The organism is Exiguobacterium sp. s129 (assembly GCF_018617585.1).
Taxonomy (GTDB): domain Bacteria; phylum Bacillota; class Bacilli; order Exiguobacteriales; family Exiguobacteriaceae; genus Exiguobacterium; species Exiguobacterium aestuarii_A.
In genome coordinates, this window is sequence record NZ_JACSKL010000003.1 from 268,268 (window position 1) to 288,177 (window position 19,910).

Genomic DNA, 19,910 nt, shown 5'->3' on the forward strand with positions numbered 1-19,910 from the left:
GTCTGTGCCACGTGAAATCCCCCTTTTCCCGTTAGTCAATCTTCTGCTCATACAAGAAGTCAACGAGTGCGTCTAATTCTTCGTTGCTGATTTGACCTTCATTGAAACCTGGCATGAGAGCCCCTTGTTTCTTATCTTGCGGGTTACGAATCCACTCTTTCAAGTTGTCCTCGTTGTTTTCGAGGTAACCTGCGAGCCATTCGCGATCGCCGAAGTTCGTTAAACTTGGTGCAACTTTACCGCCGCCGTGACAACTCAAGCAGCTTTGAACATACACTTCTTCACCTGTCGTCAAGTTCGTGTTGTCTGCGACGAGTTTCTCACCGTTCTCGTCTTGCTTGGCTTTCATGTCAGCGAGCCATTGATCATATTCTTCTTGCTCGAGCGCGATGACTTTAAAGTCCATAAGGGCATGTGACGGACCGCAAAGCTCTGCACATTTCCCGTAATAAGTACCTGGTTCATTTGCATGTAACCACATTTCGTTATCAAGTCCTGGGTTCGTATCTGTTTTACCAGATAAAGCTGGTACCCAGAATGAGTGAATGACATCTTTTGATGTCAAGTTGATGCCGACTCGTTTTCCAACTGGGATGACGAGTTCTTGACCTGTCACAACACCTGCTTCTGGATATTCAAATTCCCACCAGTACAAGTTTGCTGTAACGTTGATTTCTTCTTCTTTTTTCGCTTCTTTCGCTTTCGCGAGTTCGACAGTCGTTGTGATTGTCGGAACAGCGAGAATGATGAGAAGGATAATCGGAACGACTGTCCAAATCATCTCAAGTGTACTGCTACCTTCAACTTGCTTCGGAATCGATTCATCTTTCCGACGGAACTTCATGAGCACGTACACGTAAATGACCGATACGATGATGAGTACGAAGAGCATGATCGCCAAACTGATGAGAATGATGCGGAGCTGAAGCTCAGCGCCTTCTCCCATCGGCTTCAATGCAGACAATCCCTCTTGACCGCAACCTGACAACAGGACTGCGAACATCATCATCGGGACGATGCCAAACAGAAGCTTCTTAAATGATTTCACAACAATCCCCACTTTCTCCCAAAATGATGTGTAATGGTTTTCTATATAGTGAGTGCAATCATCAGAGTGCTGTCAAAATCAGCGCGATAATCCACACAACTAAATAAATTAATGAATAGAAGAACATTTTGTTTGCCCACTTAATTTCGTCCTCAGCATTGAATCCTTTCAATCCGAGATACAACCAGTAGCCCCCTAAACCGGCTGCGACTGTCAAGTAAACAAGACCATAGTGCATAAATAAGAGCGATGCCGGAATCAGCGTCGCAATCCACCAGATGATTTGCCGTTTTGTGATGGCAAATCCGTTCACGACCGGAAGCATCGGAATGCCTGCCGCTCGATACTCTTCCGTGCGTCGCATAGCGAGCGCTAGGAAGTGAGGTGGTTGCCATAAGAACATGACAAGAAACATGAGCCACGCATCGATATGAAGTGCCGGGTCAAGTGCTGCCCAACCGATGAGCGGTGGAACGGCTCCCGAAATACTACCGACGACCGTATTGAGCGTACTCGTACGCTTCAGCCACATCGTATAAATCACGACATAAAAAAATGCCCCGATTAAACCGAATACAGCGGCGACGTACGATACAAGGAGCAATAACAGAGTTCCTAACGCAAGTTGTGTCAATCCGAGGAGTAAAATCTTCTCCCCTGAAATCTTGCCGTTTACACTCGGTCGATTGTCCGTACGATCCATTAAGTAATCGATATCTCGGTCCACAAAGTTGTTTAGGTAACAACTCCCCGAAATCACGAGTGCGCTTCCTAACATCGTTAATAAGAGCTGTGGCCAAACTTCAAACAAATAAAGGACTGGCGTATCGCTCTGATACGTCGCTGCCACGAAGAAACCTGCAAACACCAACATCAAGTTGGCGCGAACGATTCCCATTTTCGCTAAGGCGACGTAATCTCGGAATGACGTTGACTCTGTATATTCTACATCTACAGTCATTCCTGGGTTGACTTTTGTCATACTGACCCCCCCACATAATCACGAAATCCTCGCATTCTCTTCACAGAAAAAACACAATATGAACAAAATACACTTAACTCTCTACAAAGATACCATATTTTTTTATAAAATACGCCCTTTATGCTTGTAAAATAGCGAGTTTTTTGTGTCAATAGTGTGATATTTGTCACACCTTATGTGCCTTACTAATATTAGAATAACGTTTTTGATAACGATTGCAAGCTTTTCCATTTCGTTTTTTGAACGGAAAGCCGTATAATAAGTATGGCGAAAAAAATATAAATAAACAAGGTACATTTTTAACGGATTTTGATTAGAAGCAGGTGGTATTGCATGCATAAAAAACTCGCGTTTTTCTCAGGGTTTGTCACCCTCGGAATGATGCTTGTCCTCATCATGGGTGGAACCGTGACGAAGACAGACTCAGGGGATGGTTGTGGGACAGACTGGCCACTCTGTCACGGAAAATTGATTCCAACTAACCCAAGTGTTGAAACGATGATTGAGTACAGTCACCGAGTCGTCTCTGGCTTTGAAGGTCTTCTCATCATCGCACTCGCGATTTGGACGTTCATCGCGGTCAAACATCGTGTCGATGTGAAAATCTTTGCTTTTCTCGCATTTATCTTTATGCTCATCCAATCGATCATTGGAGCGGGGGCAGTCGTTTGGCAACAATCAGATGCCATCTTGGCCCTTCATTTCGGGATTTCTCTCGTTTCGTTCGCATCGCTACTCATTTTGACGATTCTGTTATTCGAGGGTGACCGGGAACATAAAGTCGTATCGAGACGGTTGAGAGCCCACCTTTACGGCCTTTCGATTTACACGATGATCGTCGTTTACACAGGAGCCTATGTCCGTCACCTCGGTGCTACATACGCTTGTGTCGGTTGGCCGATTTGTGAACAAGAAGTGTGGACGTTTGAATCGTATGTTCAAATGGGTCACCGTGTGATGGCAGGACTACTCGTCTTGTACACGCTATATGTTCTTTATCTCGCTCGAAAAGAGATGAACAAGATCATCCAACGAGGTATGATGGCATCTCTCTTCTTCATCCTCCTTCAGGTAGGAACTGGCGCATGGATTGTACTCGGCGGGCATGCCACATATGTGCCGCTCCTCCATGCATTCTTGATCACTTGCTACTTTGGCATTCTATCTTACTTGTCTTACCACGCTTACCGTTCGACGGACCGACAAAGTGATTCACAATTGAAAGACATGAATGGGTAAGTAAAAAAAGCGCCGCGGCGCTTTTTTGTTTACATTTCTGTGAACTACTCGCCACTTATTTGCTTCGCAAATTGAAGGGGGAGCTTCTTGGGAAGAACGTGCTCTTACTAGCCACGGTTGTTTACCAAGCTCGTCGGGCAGTCCCTGCCCTGAAGGATTGTCAGTCGGCCAGCCTCAATAGGTTGATGCTCGCGTTGATGTCACGGTCATGATGCGCGCCACAGGCACACGTCCATTCCCGGACATCCATCGCCTTCTTCTCGCCCTTTACTCCGCAAGTGGAGCAGATTTGAGTGGATGCGCACCAAGGGTCTGCCTTGATGAGTGTCCGTCCGTAGAAGTTTGATTTGTATTCGAGTTGACGGACGAACTCGTACCAGCTGACATCGCCAACCGATTTGGCTAAGCGTCGGTTCTTCATTATGTTGCTCGATTTCAATGTCTCCACGACGATGACTTGGTTCTCGTCAACGATCCGTCTCGACAGCTTGTGAAGGAAGTCCTTGCGTTGGTTGGCAATCTTTTCATGTTTCTTGGCCACAAGTAATTTGGCTTTTTCACGATTCTTGCTCCCGATCTTCTTTCGTGACAAAGCGCGCTGCGCTTTCTTGACCTTCGCTTCGGATTTACGAAGGAAACGTGGGTTTTCGATTTTCTCCGATACCATCGCATCGTTCGTCATGACGGCGAAATGTTCCAAACCGAGATCGATCCCGACCTTGTTCTCGGCTGGGATCCATGGTGCATCGTCCTGTTTGACGAGGATGGAGATGAAGAACTTGCCCGTCTTGGTCATCGAGACCGTCGCCGATCGGATGACGCCCTCGAACGGGCGATGTTGGGTGAAGCGCACGAACCCGACCTTCGGCAGACGGACCTTGCCCGCCTCGATGCGGATCGTGCCGTGCTGGTTGTTCGTCGTGTAGGAGGCGCGCGACCGCCGTCTCGATTTGAACACCGGGAAGCCGCCCGTCCCGGCGAAGAACTTCGCGAACGCGGTGTCGAGGTTCAGCTTCGCGTTCGCGAGCGCGAGGCTGTCCGCCTCGGCGAGGAACGGGAACAGGGGCTTATAGGAGGCGGGTGTCGCCGGTTTCCGTCTCGTTCCGCTCCCCGCCTTCGCCTCCTCGCGGATGGCGATGCGGTCCTCGAGCAGCTTGTTGTAGATGAACCGGGCGCAGCCGATCGTCTTGATGAGGAACTCGGCCTGTGCCGTCGTCGGATGGAGCCTGTATGTGTAGCCTTTCAGCATATCTATCCCTCCTCCCTCCAGAAGATCGTGATGTGTCCTCCTCATCCGATACCCGCGGAGGGGGAGGGAGAATCCGACAGAATCGCGAACTTCTGTTCGTCATATCTGTCACAGGGAAAAAGAGTTTTGGACCGGGCGATTCATCCCCCACCTACGCCAGGATACACCCCGAGACGCTTAGAGGAGGAAGAATTCTCGCCTGATTTAGTTAAATCGTTCGAGGGCACGCTCTCTAGCTTCTTTATGGTCGACGAGCGGCATCGCATAATTGTCTCGCTCTGACGGGTCCGGAAAATGAATCGATTTGTCTGTCACATGTTTCAGCTCCGGCACATACTTCCGGATGAACGTCCCATCTGGGTCGAACCGTTCAGATTGCGTCGTCGGATTGAAGATACGGAAATACGGAACGGCGTCCGTTCCGACCGAGGCGGCCCATTGCCAACCCCCGATATTCGAAGAGGCCTCGTAATCAATCAACTTCCTCTCGAAATACCGTTCCCCTTTCCGCCAATCGAGAAGAAGGTGTTTCGTTAAGAAAGATGCGACAATCATGCGTAGACGGTTGTGCATCCATCCGGTCTCATTCAATTGACGCATCGCTGCATCGACAATCGGATAACCCGTCTCCCCGTTACACCACTTTTCGAACTGCTCCTCATTGTCTTCCCATTTGAGCGATTTGTATTTGTCATTGAACGGTTGATCTTTCAACCCTTTGAACTTCGCCATCACCATATAATAAAATTCGCGCCACAACAGTTCGTCGTAGTACGTGTCACGTCCTTTAGATTTTCTGGCGGCCAGCACCTGCTCGGTAATCGTACGAATCGATAATACACCGGTCCGTAAGTATGGGGATAACCGGCTCGTCCCGGCAATACTCGGGATGTCACGTTTTTCATCATAATCGACCATCCGATCATTGACGAAGCGCGTCAACCGCTTCTTCGCCTCGGTCTCCCCTAGCCCTTTCCACTCTCGCTCACAGCGTTTGAACAAGTCTTTCAGTTCACTCGGCTGCTCGTTTTTCGAGCTGATGAAATCCGTTAAACGATCGATATCGACATCGTACGGTTTCGGCGGTTGCTCGGCATAAGCCGCTTTTTTGAACGGGGTGAACACTTTATACGGATCTCCACTCTTCGTATTGAACGCATCGGGATGAAACAGATGCCGGTCAAGGAGTCGTACGACTTTCACGTCTTCACCAAGTGCCTCGATGACACGGTCGTCTCGCTGTTTGAACGGTTCCACATACTCCGCATTGAAATAAAGCACATCCATCTCCCCGACCTGTCCCACGAAATCCTTCTCCGTTTCCGCGACTAGTACTCGAAGCCCCAACCCTTTTGTCTCCAAATCATCCATAAACGTTCGCATTGTCGAGAAGAAATAATCATGACGAACTTCAAACGGATCACAGTATTTCGGATTTAACCAAAAGACGAAGGCGAGGTCGTCCCCCTCTTCCATATCTTTCAGCGCACGGTGAAGCATATGATTATCGGTCAATCTAAAATCCGATCGAAACCAACATACTCGTTTCATCATTCCCACTCCCATCTACAAAAAAGAAGCATAGCGAACTATGCTTCTTTTGATTATACAAATTCAATTAACAAGTCGTCACTTTGTATTGTGTCGCCTTCTTTAATATGGATGGCTTTGATTTCGCCATCTTGCGCTGCCTGGATGGTCGTTTCCATCTTCATCGCTTCCGTGACGAGCAGTTGCTCTCCACGATGTACACGACTTCCTGGTTCGACCAACACTTTCAAAACAGAGCCCGGCATTGAGGCGCCGACTTGTTTCGAGTTCGAACGGTCCACTTTCGGACGGCTCGTTGTCGCTGATTTGACGTTCACGTCTTTAATCTCGATTTCACGCGGTACGCCGTTCATCTCATAAGAGACGAGACGAATGCCATCTTCGTTTGCCGCGCTCACTTGAACGAGCTTGATGATCAATGTCTTCCCTGTCTCGATCTCGACTTGAATCGTCTCACCGACGTTCAAACCATAGAAGAACGTTAACGTGTCGAGGACGGATACGTCACCGTACGTTGTCGTATGTTTGACATAGTCTTCGTACACTTTCGGATAGAGAGCATGAGCGAGAAGTTCAAAGTCCGTGACCGGTCGTTCAAATTTCTCGAACAGCTCTTGGCGCGCTGATTCAAAGTCATATGGCTTAATCAATTTACCAGGACGGACGTTCAGTGGCTCTTCCCCTTTTAAGATGACTTGTTGAACATCTTTCGGGAAGCCACCAGGAGGCGTTCCTAACTCGCCACGCATCATCTCGACGACCGAGTCTGGGAAGTCCAGTTGATGGCCACGCGTCATCACATCCTCTTCTGTTAAGTTGTGCTGCACCATGAAGAGTGCCATGTCGCCGACGACCTTTGAAGAAGGCGTGACTTTGACAATATCGCCGAACAACATGTTGACACGGGCGTACATTGCCTTCACTTCACCCCAACGGTCTCCAAGCCCGACCGCTTTCGCTTGTTGCTGTAGGTTCGAATATTGACCACCTGGCATCTCATGTTCGTATACAGACGGATGTGGTGCGCGCATATCACTTTCGAACGGCTCATAGTTATGGCGCACGTCTTGCCAATAATCACTGATGACTTCGTATTGTTTCGGAGCGATCTTCGGCTGACGTTCGTGATGGTTGAGCGCGTATACCAAACTTCCGCCTGAAGGCTGTGACGTCATCCCTGACATCGAACTTGCGGCAACGTCGACGATATCGACACCGGCATCCGTCGCACGTGCGTATGTGAAGATCCCGTTACCTGAAGCATCATGTGTATGCAAGTGAATCGGTAAGTCGACCGCATCTTTCAATGCTGACACGAGCGCATAGGCTGATTCCGGCTTCAATAAGCCGGCCATATCTTTAATGGCTAGAATATGCGCACCACTCGCCTCAAGTTTCTTCGCAAGGTCGATGTAGTACGGAAGATGATATTTCGGACGGTTTCCGTCATACAAGTCACCTGTATAACAAATTGCCGCCTCCGCTACTTTCCCTGTCGGTAACGTAGCATCGATTGCCAATTGAATCGACTCTAAGTTGTTGAGACTGTCGAAGATTCGGAATACGTCGACTCCTGCGTACGCCGCTTCATGCACAAACTTTTCAATGACGTTGTCCGCATAGTTTTTATATCCAACCGCGTTCGCACCGCGAAGCAACATTTGAATCAAGACGTTCGGCATCTTCTCACGAAGCTTCATCAGACGTACCCATGGGTCTTCTGACAAGAAACGGTATGCGACATCGAACGTCGCCCCACCCCATGCTTCGACAGAGAACAATTCTGGCATCAGTTTACTTGTCGGCTCTGCGATGTTGAGAATGTCCTGCGTCCGCATGCGCGTCGCGAGCAATGACTGGTGCGCGTCACGCATTGTCGTATCCGTCAACAACAGTTCCGGTTGACGTTTGATCCAGTCAGCCAACCCGTCAGGACCGAGTTCCGTCAAAATTTGTTTTGTTCCCGGTTTTGCTTCTGCAGGTAGGTCTTGCGGGATACGTACCGAGCGGCTGATTGGTTTGTCTTTCAAACCGACTCCCGGGAATCCGTTCACTGTCACATCACCGATATAGTTCAACAACTTCGTCCCACGGTCTTTTCGTTTCGGGAAGACGAACAGTTCTGGTGTCTCATCGATGAATGACGTGTTGTAGTCCCCATTGATGAAATTCGGATGCTTCATGACGTTAATCAAGAATGGGATGTTCGTCTTGATTCCACGAATCCGGAACTCGTTCAAGTTTCGGACCATTTTCGAGGCGGCTTGTTCGAATGTCATACCGTGCGTCGACAGTTTCACGAGAAGCGAGTCATAGTACGGTGAAATTTCTGCACCGACGTACGCATTTCCACCGTCAAGGCGGACACCAAAGCCGCCTGGAGAACGGTATGCCATGATTTTCCCTGTATCCGGCATGAAGTTATTCCCTGGGTCTTCTGACGTGACACGTGACTGAATCGCATAACCAAGAAGTTTAATGTCCTCTTGCTTCGGCATTTGAATCATATCGCCATGCAGTGACTCCCCTTGCGCAATCATCAATTGCGTTTGGACGATATCAAACCCTGTGACCATCTCTGTGATCGTATGCTCAACTTGAACGCGTGGGTTTACTTCGATGAAGTAGAATGATTCATCTTCTGTCACTAAAAATTCGACCGTACCAGCGTTGACGTATCCGACGTGACGCATGAGTTGGACAGCCGCATCACAAATCGCTTGACGTGATTCTTCAGACAATGTCACACACGGTGCCACTTCGACAACTTTTTGATGTCGGCGCTGGACCGAACAGTCACGCTCGAACAAGTGAACGATGTGACCGTGCTCATCTCCGAGAATTTGGACCTCGATGTGCTTCGGACGCTCGACTAATTTCTCTATGTACACTTCATCAGAACCAAATGCTTGTTTCGCTTCCGATTTCGCGCGCTCGATGAGATCTTTCATTTCCGCTTCTGTACGGATGACACGCATTCCGCGCCCTCCGCCGCCCATCGATGCTTTGACCATGAGTGGGAATCCATGCTCCTTCGCAAATGCTTCAGCATCAGCGTACGAAGTGAGTGGTCCATCTGAACCTGGGATAACAGGAAGCCCCGCAGCAATCGCACTCTGACGTGCCCGAACTTTGTCCCCGAACGCATGCAAGTGCGACTCGTGTGGACCGACAAAGATGATGCCCTCTTCACGGCAACGTCGTGCGAGGTCAATGTTTTCTGAAAGGAAACCATATCCCGGGTGAATCGCGTCACTGCCTGACTCCTTGGCGATGCGAATGACACCTTCGATATCGAGATACGCATCAATCGGCTTCTTATCGAGTCCTACCAAGTAAGCTTCATCGGCTTTAAAGCGATGTAACGAACCGCTATCTTCTTGTGAATAGACGGCTACAGTCCGAATGCCTAACTCAGTTGCCGCTCGAAATACGCGAATGGCAATCTCCCCACGGTTTGCAACAAGTAACTTTTTAATTGGTTTCAAATGAAATCCCCCCGTTAATAAATTTTAAATGTTTCTTACCTGACCACATGAAGCGATGAACGTTGAACGTTCTCTTCGGACTTCACCCGAATTTCTTCTCGTCGTGTCGCTTCTCGATGACGGTTACGCATCGAGATACTACTAAGTACCCCAAGAACACCCATCATCATGATCAGCGACGTTCCCCCATAACTGACCAGCGGCAAGGTCACCCCTGTCCCCGGGAACCAACCAGACATCGCGCCGATATTGATGGCTGTTTGAATAATGATTTGTGATGCAATCCCAAACGAGACGAACATCGCAAAATGACTATCCGCATGATTGGCAATATGAATCGCGCGAAACGCGATGAAGAAGAGCAGTACCAAAACCGTCAGCACACCGAAGAACCCTAACTCTTCAGCAATGATCGACATAATATAGTCGGTTTCAGGTTCTGGTAAATACCCATACTTTTGAAAACTGTTCCCAAGTCCGACACCGGTCAATCCACCATGTACGATGGAAATAATCGACATGAGCAACTGATGACCGTATCCTTCCGGGTCCATGAACGGGTTAAATACGACCTCAATCCGGCTCCTTTGATTCTCAGAAAAGATTGTCGTGAACAATAAGAACACAACACCAATTCCGGCTAAAATCCCTGGAATCATGATTCGAAGTGGCGCACCGACTCCGAACCACATGAGAAGCATGATTGAGCCGAGGACGAATAATCCCCCCATATCCGGCTGCCCATTGATGGCGATGGCGTAGAACGAAAAGTAAAAGAGAACCGGTACTAAGAAGAACGCTCCGATTTGAGCGCGCCAACCTTTTTTCACGATGGCAGCACGAGCGAGACGACCTGGTAGTCCTTTCAACTCATTATTCCATAGCTCATGGTAATAATTCGCAAGCAGTATGATGAGAACGAACTTTGCAATCTCGACAGGCTGAATGGTAAATCCGCCGATGATGAGCCAAGCTCGTGCCCCATTCAATGGCGGCATCGCCCATGTGACAAATAGCAAGATGACAGAGACCGCATAGAGACTGAGACGAATGCCTTTCTTCCGAAACATCTCATAGCGGAACAGCGTCGCGATCAAGTAGACAAAGATCCCAATTCCTACGTAGACGAGCTGGCGATAGAACAAGCTGCTATTCGCATAGTCCCCACGATTCCAAACGCTCGCACTGTAAATCATGATCGAACTGATCCCGACGAGTAAGAGCACTGACAAAAACAACGCAAAATCAAAATACCGAAACCGTGTTTTCATGTATTCACTTCCTTATGTAAAACAATCCTACAACCTTTATAAAAAAATACTCAAACAGCGCCACTTGCACAGTTTGAGTATAAGGTTCATAATTCTGAAGCTTCTGCCAAGGCAGACAACTTTTGTTCCAATGAATCGAGCAGTCCTTTACCTTCAATGTCTGAAATGAGTCCAAGACGAACCGCAAAATCAATTTGGCGCGATAGTCCAAACATATGTGTATCAAGCACCTCTTCATAAAGCGGGCACTTCGGCATTTTTAGGTTTTCTAACTGCACTTCAATCAGACAACGGATTTTTTCAGCATCCGCCTCGAGTAACTGAAGCGCTTGCTCCCGTTGGATTGCAGCCAAATTTGTCGCCACTACGACCCCTCCTCCGTACGATGACAGACTGTTTGTCATAACTCAACTGTACATTATCTTTCATCATAATTCAATGTACAGTATGGATGATTGCGACATTCTTCCTCTTTTCCATTTTAAGAGAAAGAGCGCTATAATGAAACGTGTAATGTGTATAAAGGGGGATGTAAGCATGATTTTTCCACTAGACGGAGCGGTTCGTCACAGTTTGACGATTGACCCGACCGTATGGATTTTTGACGACCGAAAACGAAAGATTGAAGAATTGGACTCTGTGACGGAGAATGACCGTGAGGCCTACTATGCGAAAATGGGGAAAGCATGGGACGATGGTCTATCACAAGGAACAAGAATCGACCACAATAAACCGATGTCTCGTCAAGACAAGGACGCAGCTTTACGCGATTCGTTCGCGATGCCGCTCTCGCCATTTTTGAACAATGCCGAACCTGTTGATTTGGCCACGCATGTCCGTTTTTACGGAGAAACGGTGTTGACGCTGTCGCTTAGCGAAGCATCGCGCGTGTACTTACAATTTTCAAAAGACGGGAAAGTACTCGCTGACGGACCGGTCTATGTATTATATGAAGATCAGATCATCCGCCAAGTGAACCACATCACTGTACTGAGCAATCAATGAGAAGGGACTTCCCTTCTCATTTTTTGGACTTTTTAGTTCATAAAGTGTAATATGTAGTGTATTGACTACAAATGAATAAGAAAGGTCGTGACGCTTACGATGCCTTTATGGAAACGAAATTTAATAGTTGTTTGGATCGGTAGCTTCTTGACCGCCGCTTCAATGAGTCTCGTCCTCCCCTTCCTGCCGTTGTTTATTGAACAACTCGGGGTAAAGGACCCTGACCATGTCGTCACGTGGTCGGCGATCGCGTTCGGGGCGACGTTCCTCGTGGCCGCCATCGTCTCCCCGATGTGGGGGCGTCTGGCTGACCAAAAAGGGAGAAAGTTGATGCTCATTCGAGCGAGTCTCGGAATGGCCATCGTGATGTTTCTCATTAGTTTTGTGCAAGACGTGTATCAACTGGTCGGGTTGCGTTTACTCATGGGTGCCGTTTCTGGATTTATCTCAGCCGGCATCACCTTGGTCGCTTCCCAAACCCCAAAAGAGAAAAGTGGCTGGGCGCTCGGTACTCTGTCGACCGGTGGAATCACCGGTGGTCTACTCGGTCCGCTCATCGGCGGACTACTCGCAGACTGGATTGGGCTTCGATCCGTTTTTCTCTTTACCGGAAGTGCACTCTTCCTAACATTCCTCATCACGCTTTGGTTCGTAAAAGAAGACTTTGTCCCAGTGAAACGTGAAGAACTCGCTTCAGTGAAGTCCATTTTCGCCTCACTGCGGCATCCACAATTGATTGTCGGGTTGTTTGTGACAACGTTCCTCATCCAGTTCTCAACACAATCAATCGGACCACTCTTGACGTTATATGTACGTGAATTAAATCCGCATACGACCGCACTTGCCTTCATGGCAGGGATTGTCGCATCTGCCCCTGGGCTCGCCGCTCTCTTTTCGGCGCAACGTCTCGGACGATTATCGGACCGATACGGGGCAGAACGGATCTTATTTTGGGCACTGCTCCTCTACAGTTTATTCTTAATCCCGCAAGCATTCGTCACATCGACGACCCAACTCATTCTGTTACGCTTCGGGATTGGATTTGCGACCGCTGCATTGATGCCATCCGTTCAGTCGTTGCTGCGGCAGCATACTCCAACCGCTGCAACCGGAAGAATCTTTTCCTATAATCAGTCCGCTCAGTTCATGGGAAATCTACTCGGACCGCTATTTGGATCCCAAATCGTAGCACACTTCGGATTTTCCGCACTGTTCATCGTCACAGGATTGATTATGATTTCAAACGCCTTTTTAGAACGGACGAACGTCCAATCGCTACAACTCGATACAAAATAACGCCGAGCGCTTAGCTCGGCGTTATTTGTGTATCTCGCTTATAACAAATCGGCCGCCAATCTTGCGAGAGACGAACGCTCCCCTTTTACCAATTGAACGTGACCGAAGACATTCTGTCCTTTGAATCGTTCAACGGCGTATGTCAATCCGTTCGAATATTCATCTAAATACGGATGGTCGATTTGGTACGGGTCTCCGACGAGAACAATTTTCGAGTTCTCCCCGACACGGGTTAGAATCGTCTTAATTTCATGTTTCGTTAAGTTTTGAGCTTCGTCGATGATGATGAACTGGTCGGGCATGCTTCTTCCTCGAATATAAGTGAGCGCTTCGAGTTGAATCGATTTCATGCCGGCCAGAATATTTCCTAGCTCATCTTTTGAATTGGCACTGAAGAGAAATTCTAGATTATCATAGATCGGTTGCATCCACGGACGTAACTTTTCTTCCATCTCTCCTGGCAAGTAGCCGATATCGTTCCCCATCGGGACGACCGGTCGGGCAACGACGAGCTTATTGTATCGTTGCTCGTCCTCAACGAGTGAGAGTCCTGCCGCTAGGGCAAGGAGCGTCTTACCGGTTCCAGCTTTCCCGAGTAACGTGACGAACGGAATGTCATCTCGCAACAATAAGTCGAGCGCCATCCGCTGCTGGACGTTTCGTGGATGAATCCCCCAGATGTGGTCAGCGTCAAGTGCTAACGGACGAACAATCGGTTGGAGCGTGTCGACCACTGCGAGCGCACTCGCTTTCGATACGTTACTTTTTAACACGACGAACGAATTCGGATATAACGTTTGTTTCGTCAATGCGGATGTCGGAAGTTGGCGTACTTTATAAAATTCATCGATGAGTGACTGATCGACCTCGATTTCACGATAGCCGGCATACAAATTCGTCGTATCGACGATATGGTCGGTCAGATAGTCTTCTGCATCAATTCCGATCGCGTCCGCCTTCACACGGACCAATATATCTTTTGAGACGACGACGACTTTATGGTTCGTGTCATGCTCGTATTGTTTCATTAATTTTAAGGCAACGAGAAGAATGCGGTTATCGTTCGTCATCACGTCGAATGGAATATCGACTTCGTGTTCGTGTCCAATCTCGACAAAGAGACGTCCACCGTTTTCAAGTGGGACGCCGTCATGAAGTTTCCCCGATGTTCGGAGCTGGTCTAGAACACGCGACGTTTCACGGGCGTTTCGCCCGACCTCATCCATGTTTCGTTTTTTACCATCAAGTTCCTCTAAGACAATGGCCGGGATGACCACGTCATGTTCTTCAAATTGAAATAAGGATAGCGGATCATGTAGGAGTACGTTCGTATCGAGTACATACGTTTTTTTCATAGACTTTGCCGCCCCTCGACTATAGGATGGTAATCAAGAATGAAGACTTTCTTTCACTTCACGGTCTAACTTTTCCGCCGCACGAATATCATACGTTTTCGTAATTTCAGGCTGAGCATATGCTGCACCATAAAATGAGATATTCCTCACTTCTTCGACATGTCCTTCAAAAAAACGAAGATGAAGGCTCGGTTTTACCGCTGGTTCAAATTCTCGGATGGATGAAAGTAAAACATGATAGGACTGACCATCTTCGATAAAGATGAGACCTGCTGTCTTTTCGGTTGATAAAATCGTCACGATATGCGAATTCTTGGTTAAGGCGAACCGCATCGTGTCCTTGTCGAGTGCTTGCACCCAACTGATGGCGTGGCTGATTGGCCAACGCTTTGCCTCATCAAAACCGACGAGAAATGTTAATGGCATGTCATTCAACAATCGCTGTTGAGCGGCTGTCAATTCAAACGTTGCCTTACTCGCCATTCAACTCCCCTCCTTTTAACCGGGTATGGTTGTACCATTCTCCCTTACCGATTCAATTCCCTGCTTTCAACGAATGAAATCATGCTATACTCATCCTATAGAGGAAGGTGAGAAGATGCGTGTAAAATGTTCTCTTTGCGATAAAGTCGAAACGATCGACTCATGGTCGTTTGAAGCAAAACGATTGCGCAACAAGCCGGCTAAAACGTATATGTGTCAAGACTGCCAGGAGCGAATCAGCGAACGTACGGCTGAACGCGCCGCATCTGGACAATTCAAGTTATATCCTACATTTCGACAAAAACGAAATTGGTAAATGAAAACGGGCGCCTCCGAAGAGACGCCCGTATTTTTTATGACTCGACTGCATCCTGACGACGGTTCCACCAGAGGCGGCCGCGATAGATGGCCAACACGATGGCCATGACAGCAAGTACTTCCGGAATCGGCCACGTGAAAAAGACGAGCGCCATCGTACCTGCGCCAAGTGCAAGTAGAATATAGACGATGAGTGATTTCCACCATGCCAATTGTTTTGCAAAACCAAGCTTAAAGACGAGAATCGTCAGTAAGATGACCGTGACAACGAGTGCGTTGAATCCGACCGAAAAATCGTTCGGGTCGCTCCCGACACCTAGCATCGAGGCAATCCACGGAATATCAATTTGTGTGATATCGATTGTTTGAGAAGCTTTCAAGACAAAGAGTCCCCCTTTATTTCATACACATCCATTCTACACTATTCCATGAAAAAGGGAACGCCGAAGCGTTCCCTTTTTCACCTACTTATTCTTTACCAAGTTTACGACGCTTGTCAGCTTTCTCGCGTTCGTTCTTGTTCAAGATTTTCTTACGAAGACGGATTGACTCCGGCGTGATTTCACAGTACTCGTCATCGTTCAAGAACGTGAGCGACTCTTCAAGTGAGAAGACGCGCGGACGTTTCAAGACTTGTGTCGAGTCTTTTGCTGAAGCACGCATGTTCGTCAATTGCTTCCCTTTAACAGCGTTAATCGCAAGGTCGACGTCACGGTTACATTCACCGATGATCATTCCTTCGTATACATCTGTACCTGGCTCGATGAAGATCGTTCCACGGTCTTCGAGTGCACCGATTGAGTAAGCCGTTGACTTCCCGTTTTCGATACAAACCATAACACCACTGCGACGACCACCGATATCAGCTGCGATATACGGACGGTACTCTTCGAACGTGTGGTTTAAGATTCCGTATCCGCGTGTAGCAGACAAGAATTCGTTACGGTAACCGATGAGACCGCGTGATGGAACGATGAATTCCATACGTGTCTGACCGTTATCGTTCGTGTTCATGTTAGCAAGTTCACCTTTACGGAGACCAATCGACTCCATGACTGAACCTGTGTACTCTTCTGGTACGTCGATGATCACGCGCTCAAACGGCTCAACTTTCGTACCGTTTTCGTCTTCACGGATGATAACTTGTGGCTTCGACACTTGAAGCTCGTAGCCTTCACGACGCATGTTCTCGATCAAGATACCGAGGTGAAGCTCACCGCGTCCTGATACGACCCACTGGTCAGGAGAATCCGTGTTTTCTACACGAAGTGACACGTCTGTCTCAAGTTGTTTCATCAAACGCTCTTCGATCTTACGTGCAGTGACGAAGTCCCCTTCACGTCCTGCGAACGGCGAGTTGTTCGTCATGAAGCGCATTTGAAGTGTTGGCTCATCGATACGAAGGAGCGGAAGTGGCTCTTCTTTACCGACTGGCGTGACTGTCTCACCGACGTTGATGTCTTCCATCCCGGCGATGGCAATCAAGTCACCTGCTTTTGCTTCTTCGATTTCAACGCGCTTGAGGCCGAAGTAACCGAACAATTTCGTGACACGGAGTTGCTTCACCGTACCATCTGTCTTACAGAGTGATACTTGCTCACCGACTTTGATTTTCCCACGGAAGACGCGACCTACACCGATACGACCGAGGTAGTTATCGTAGTCGAGCATCGTTACTTGGAATTGAAGTGGCTCATCTGAGTTATCTACTGGAGCTGGTGTGTTTTCAAGAATTGTATCGAGCACGTGTGTGATCGTGTCTTCTTGGTTTGCTGGATCAGGATCGAACGAACTTGAACCGCTGACAGCCGATGTGTAGACGACAGGGAATTCAAGTTGATCTTCATCTGCGCCAAGATCGATCAAGAGATCGACGACTTCATCGACAACGTCGAGTGGACGAACCATCGGCTTATCGATTTTGTTAACAACGACGATCGGACGAAGTCCTTGGTCGAGTGCTTTTTTCAATACGAAGCGAGTCTGTGGCATACAGCCTTCACGCGCATCGACGACGAGGATAACGCCATCAACCATACGCATGATTCGCTCAACTTCCCCACCAAAGTCTGCGTGACCTGGCGTATCTACGATGTTAATACGTGTATCTTTGTAATCGATTGCCGTGTTTTTCGCGAGAATTGTGATTCCGCGCTCACGTTCGATATCGTTTGAGTCCATCGCGCGTTCTGCGACTGCCTCGTTCGTCCGGAAAGTACCAGACTGTTTCAATAATTCATCGACTAACGTTGTTTTACCGTGGTCAACGTGAGCGATGATGGCTACGTTACGAAGGTTTGTTCTTACGTTCATGTAGTTATTCCTCTCTTATTTAAAAAGTTTCAGCTTTTCTTCAACTTTAAGAGTATAGCACACGTCACAGTACCTTTGTCGAGTGGAATCGACTGTGAACGTTTTCATTGGACGTTTTTTATCATACAATGGGGTAGAGAAGAGAAAATAAGGAGGAGTCTCCATGCAGCTTATGTTTCTATTGATTGCCATGGCCGTCGTCGCTGGATTTGTTGGCATCGGCATCGGGGTGGCTGAAGGCAGCGCCGCCATCATTTTAGGTAGTCTCGTACTTAGTGGTGTCGCGACGTTCTTTGGTATTCAATTACGTCGTCGCATTCTTTCTGATCGTCAATCTTCATAAAGAAAGAGGGTTGCTCTGACAAAAGTCGAGCGAACCCTCTTTCCTTTTATTTGATGATTCAAATCGGACGCGTCAAACAGATGCGGTCACGTAAAATCAAACCATCTTCCTCAATCGGATCGTATCCATGATTCATGAAGTAATCACGTTCTACAGAATCAAATCGGAATCCGGCTTGTTGATAAAAGCGCAATTGCATGATGCTTGAATTCCCAGTACAAACGAGGAGTTCTTGACCACCGAGTGCCGTCGCTCGTTTTACCGCGTCTTGTAACATCCGCTGACCAATCGTTTGGTTTTGCCTCTCCGGTTTCACCGCGATATTGACAAGCTCGACCCGTCCTGCCCCGTGCGATACGAGCATATAGGCACCGACGATTTCTCCTCCGAGTAACGCTTTAAACGTTCGTCCTGTTTGAAACTGTTCTCGCACCATCGCTTCATTCGGATTCGCTAAAACGAGCAGATCACGAATTTCTTCATACGATTCATGTTCCACGATTTGAAGATCCGGCTTCGCTTCCGGGGTCACCCCTTTTGCGATGACATAGTGTTTGATGACGTCATTGACGAATGTCTCGCTTCCTGCCAATACAGATGTTCTCCCATCGTATCGAATCGGCTCCCCATATAAAGAAACGACTCGTCCACCCACTTCTTCTACGAGCAATTTTCCTGCAGCATAATCCCACGGCATATTGCGCATCGTAATGTATCCGTCCACTCGTCCTGCGGCGAGCCAAGCAAGCTCAAGCGATGCAGCGCCGTGCGCCCGTGTTCCAATCGAATCTCGAACAATCGGGGCAAGGATTTCCGGGGCAATTTGATGGTTCGGCGTGACCCACGTCGCATTCATACTCAAAAATGCATCTCGTACATGATGTTCATGTAGATTCGTCAATGTCCGTCCGTTCAATGTCGCACCATACCCTCTTCTTGCCATGAACATCTCATCCGCCATCACGTCATAGACGAATCCGTACTCTACGACCCCATCGACCATCACGGCCACCGAGATGGCAAACATACGCTTCTGATGAATAAAGTTTAACGTCCCATCAATTGGATCGACGAACCAGACCGTTCCTGATAACGTATCTGGCGTATCCGTCGTTCCTTCTTCCCCCATGATTTGATGGTCCGGAAATCGGTTTTGGATCCGGCGGACAATCAGCTGTTCCACCGCTCGATCGATTTCAGTAACCAAGTCTCCTTTTCCGGTCTTTCGTTCCACTTCATAATGTTGATCAATCTCGCGACGAATCAGCTCTCCCGCCTGTTTGATTAAATCGACTGCAAACCATTCTATCATCTGTGATCACCTCAACTGTATTGTACCAAACAAAAACCAGTATCCGCTCGGAATACTGGTTGAATGTGTGTGTAATGGTCAGGCTTCGAGACGCAATAATTCTTGGCGATACTTCTCTAACCGATGCTTGCTAGCCTGAACTGTAGCATCATCCTGTGACGCCATCGCATCGAAAAGGGTTGCCAATTCATAATCAATCTCCAAGCGCAGCACCGGAATCCGTTTTTCTGCGTCTTTTCTTTTGAATGCCTCAATCACTTGTTTCATAAGATGCCACACTCCTTTTGTTGGGCTACAAGTTACGGTTTAGTGAGTTGAATTGAGTATATCAGATAAAATTCGAAAAAGAAAGAGAATTGTCTGACTATTTTGAATTTTTTATCTTAATGGATATATTCCCAATTTCAATGCCCTTAAACCTGAATAAGTGTTAGATAACTGTACCCGATTTAAAGAAGAAATAACAAAAAAGCATGCCTGAATTTGTGATATGTTCCCCAATAGGTAGACAGATGAAATAACAAATCTGTTTATTCTATTGGGGAGTGTTTTTTTATGGCGAGAAGTCGGCATTCGATCGAACAAAAACTGAGTGCACTACGTATGATGGAAGAAGACACATATACCTGGAAGGAAATCATGGAGACTCATAAGGTT

18 protein-coding genes are annotated in these 19,910 nt (G+C 47.8%); 5 read left to right on the forward strand and 13 right to left on the reverse strand.

Going from position 1 to position 19,910, the window contains the following annotated elements; translation table 11 throughout:
- Positions 1-31 precede the first annotated feature (31 nt).
- The gene (coxB, locus tag KNO92_RS05940) at positions 32-1,009 is read right to left on the reverse strand and encodes a cytochrome c oxidase subunit II (RefSeq protein ID WP_074035327.1); all 978 of its coding nucleotides are present in this window, start codon (positions 1,007-1,009) and stop codon (positions 32-34) included.
- Positions 1,010-1,109: 100 nt separating this feature from the next.
- On the reverse strand, positions 1,110-2,030 hold the full coding sequence (gene cyoE, locus KNO92_RS05945) for a heme o synthase (RefSeq protein ID WP_214691742.1): 921 nt from the start codon (positions 2,028-2,030) through the stop codon (positions 1,110-1,112).
- Between the two features lie 333 nt (positions 2,031-2,363).
- Here cyoE and KNO92_RS05950 point away from each other — a divergent pair, with 333 nt between their 5' ends.
- Positions 2,364-3,269, forward strand: a complete 906-nt coding sequence (locus KNO92_RS05950; RefSeq protein WP_214691741.1) for a COX15/CtaA family protein — start codon at positions 2,364-2,366, stop codon at positions 3,267-3,269.
- A 160-nt stretch (positions 3,270-3,429) separates the two neighbouring features.
- Here the strand turns inward: KNO92_RS05950 and tnpB are convergent, their stop codons facing one another.
- The 5 genes from tnpB to KNO92_RS05975 all read right to left on the reverse strand — a co-directional run bounded on the left by tnpB (position 3,430) and on the right by KNO92_RS05975 (position 11,193).
- Entirely contained in the window at positions 3,430-4,518 is a 1,089-nt protein-coding gene (tnpB, locus tag KNO92_RS05955; protein WP_214760426.1) for an IS200/IS605 family element RNA-guided endonuclease TnpB, read from the reverse strand.
- Positions 4,519-4,722: 204 nt separating this feature from the next.
- Positions 4,723-6,069 carry a cryptochrome/photolyase family protein gene (locus tag KNO92_RS05960; protein ID WP_214695602.1) on the reverse strand — a complete coding sequence of 449 codons (1,347 nt, stop codon included), beginning with the start codon at positions 6,067-6,069 and terminating at the stop codon, positions 4,723-4,725.
- A 53-nt stretch (positions 6,070-6,122) separates the two neighbouring features.
- Complete coding sequence (locus KNO92_RS05965; protein WP_214695600.1) at positions 6,123-9,557, reverse strand: pyruvate carboxylase; 3,435 nt, start codon at positions 9,555-9,557, stop codon at positions 6,123-6,125.
- Between the two features lie 35 nt (positions 9,558-9,592).
- The gene (locus tag KNO92_RS05970; RefSeq protein WP_214695598.1) at positions 9,593-10,828 is read right to left on the reverse strand and encodes an FtsW/RodA/SpoVE family cell cycle protein; all 1,236 of its coding nucleotides are present in this window, start codon (positions 10,826-10,828) and stop codon (positions 9,593-9,595) included.
- Positions 10,829-10,914: 86 nt separating this feature from the next.
- Positions 10,915-11,193, reverse strand: coding sequence for an Fpa/YlaN family protein (locus KNO92_RS05975; protein WP_015881276.1), 279 nt, complete (start codon positions 11,191-11,193; stop codon positions 10,915-10,917).
- Between the two features lie 172 nt (positions 11,194-11,365).
- On the opposite strand from KNO92_RS05975, the gene KNO92_RS05980 reads away from it, so the two are divergent.
- Both KNO92_RS05980 and KNO92_RS05985 read left to right on the forward strand, forming a co-directional pair.
- On the forward strand, positions 11,366-11,833 hold the full coding sequence (locus tag KNO92_RS05980) for a hypothetical protein (RefSeq protein ID WP_214695596.1): 468 nt from the start codon (positions 11,366-11,368) through the stop codon (positions 11,831-11,833).
- A 99-nt stretch (positions 11,834-11,932) separates the two neighbouring features.
- Positions 11,933-13,129, forward strand: coding sequence for a multidrug efflux MFS transporter (locus KNO92_RS05985; RefSeq protein ID WP_214760428.1), 1,197 nt, complete (start codon positions 11,933-11,935; stop codon positions 13,127-13,129).
- A 38-nt stretch (positions 13,130-13,167) separates the two neighbouring features.
- Here the strand turns inward: KNO92_RS05985 and KNO92_RS05990 are convergent, their stop codons facing one another.
- Both KNO92_RS05990 and KNO92_RS05995 read right to left on the reverse strand, forming a co-directional pair.
- Positions 13,168-14,484 (reverse strand): PhoH family protein, encoded by a 1,317-nt coding sequence (locus KNO92_RS05990; RefSeq protein ID WP_214695586.1) that lies wholly within the window; start codon positions 14,482-14,484, stop codon positions 13,168-13,170.
- A 33-nt stretch (positions 14,485-14,517) separates the two neighbouring features.
- Positions 14,518-14,967 carry a PNPOx family protein gene (locus KNO92_RS05995; protein ID WP_214695585.1) on the reverse strand — a complete coding sequence of 150 codons (450 nt, stop codon included), beginning with the start codon at positions 14,965-14,967 and terminating at the stop codon, positions 14,518-14,520.
- A 115-nt stretch (positions 14,968-15,082) separates the two neighbouring features.
- Between KNO92_RS05995 and KNO92_RS06000 the strand changes: the two genes are divergently transcribed.
- On the forward strand, positions 15,083-15,283 hold the full coding sequence (locus KNO92_RS06000; RefSeq protein WP_074034957.1) for a YlaI family protein: 201 nt from the start codon (positions 15,083-15,085) through the stop codon (positions 15,281-15,283).
- A 37-nt stretch (positions 15,284-15,320) separates the two neighbouring features.
- On the opposite strand, the gene KNO92_RS06005 is transcribed toward KNO92_RS06000, so the two are convergent.
- Positions 15,321-15,665 carry a YlaH-like family protein gene (locus KNO92_RS06005; RefSeq protein WP_214695583.1) on the reverse strand — a complete coding sequence of 115 codons (345 nt, stop codon included), beginning with the start codon at positions 15,663-15,665 and terminating at the stop codon, positions 15,321-15,323.
- An 88-nt stretch (positions 15,666-15,753) separates the two neighbouring features.
- Complete coding sequence (gene typA, locus KNO92_RS06010) at positions 15,754-17,598, reverse strand: translational GTPase TypA (protein ID WP_074034963.1); 1,845 nt, start codon at positions 17,596-17,598, stop codon at positions 15,754-15,756.
- Between the two features lie 163 nt (positions 17,599-17,761).
- On the opposite strand from typA, the gene KNO92_RS06015 reads away from it, so the two are divergent.
- A complete protein-coding gene (locus KNO92_RS06015) occupies positions 17,762-17,941 on the forward strand; it encodes a DUF5325 family protein (RefSeq protein WP_074034965.1) in 180 nt (59 codons plus the stop codon).
- 58 nt (positions 17,942-17,999) lie between these two features.
- Here KNO92_RS06015 and KNO92_RS06020 read toward each other — a convergent pair whose 3' ends face one another.
- Positions 18,000-19,253, reverse strand: a complete 1,254-nt coding sequence (locus KNO92_RS06020; RefSeq protein WP_214760430.1) for an inositol monophosphatase family protein — start codon at positions 19,251-19,253, stop codon at positions 18,000-18,002.
- A 78-nt stretch (positions 19,254-19,331) separates the two neighbouring features.
- Complete coding sequence (locus tag KNO92_RS06025; protein WP_015881266.1) at positions 19,332-19,520, reverse strand: hypothetical protein; 189 nt, start codon at positions 19,518-19,520, stop codon at positions 19,332-19,334.
- Between the last annotated feature and the right edge of the window lie 390 nt (positions 19,521-19,910).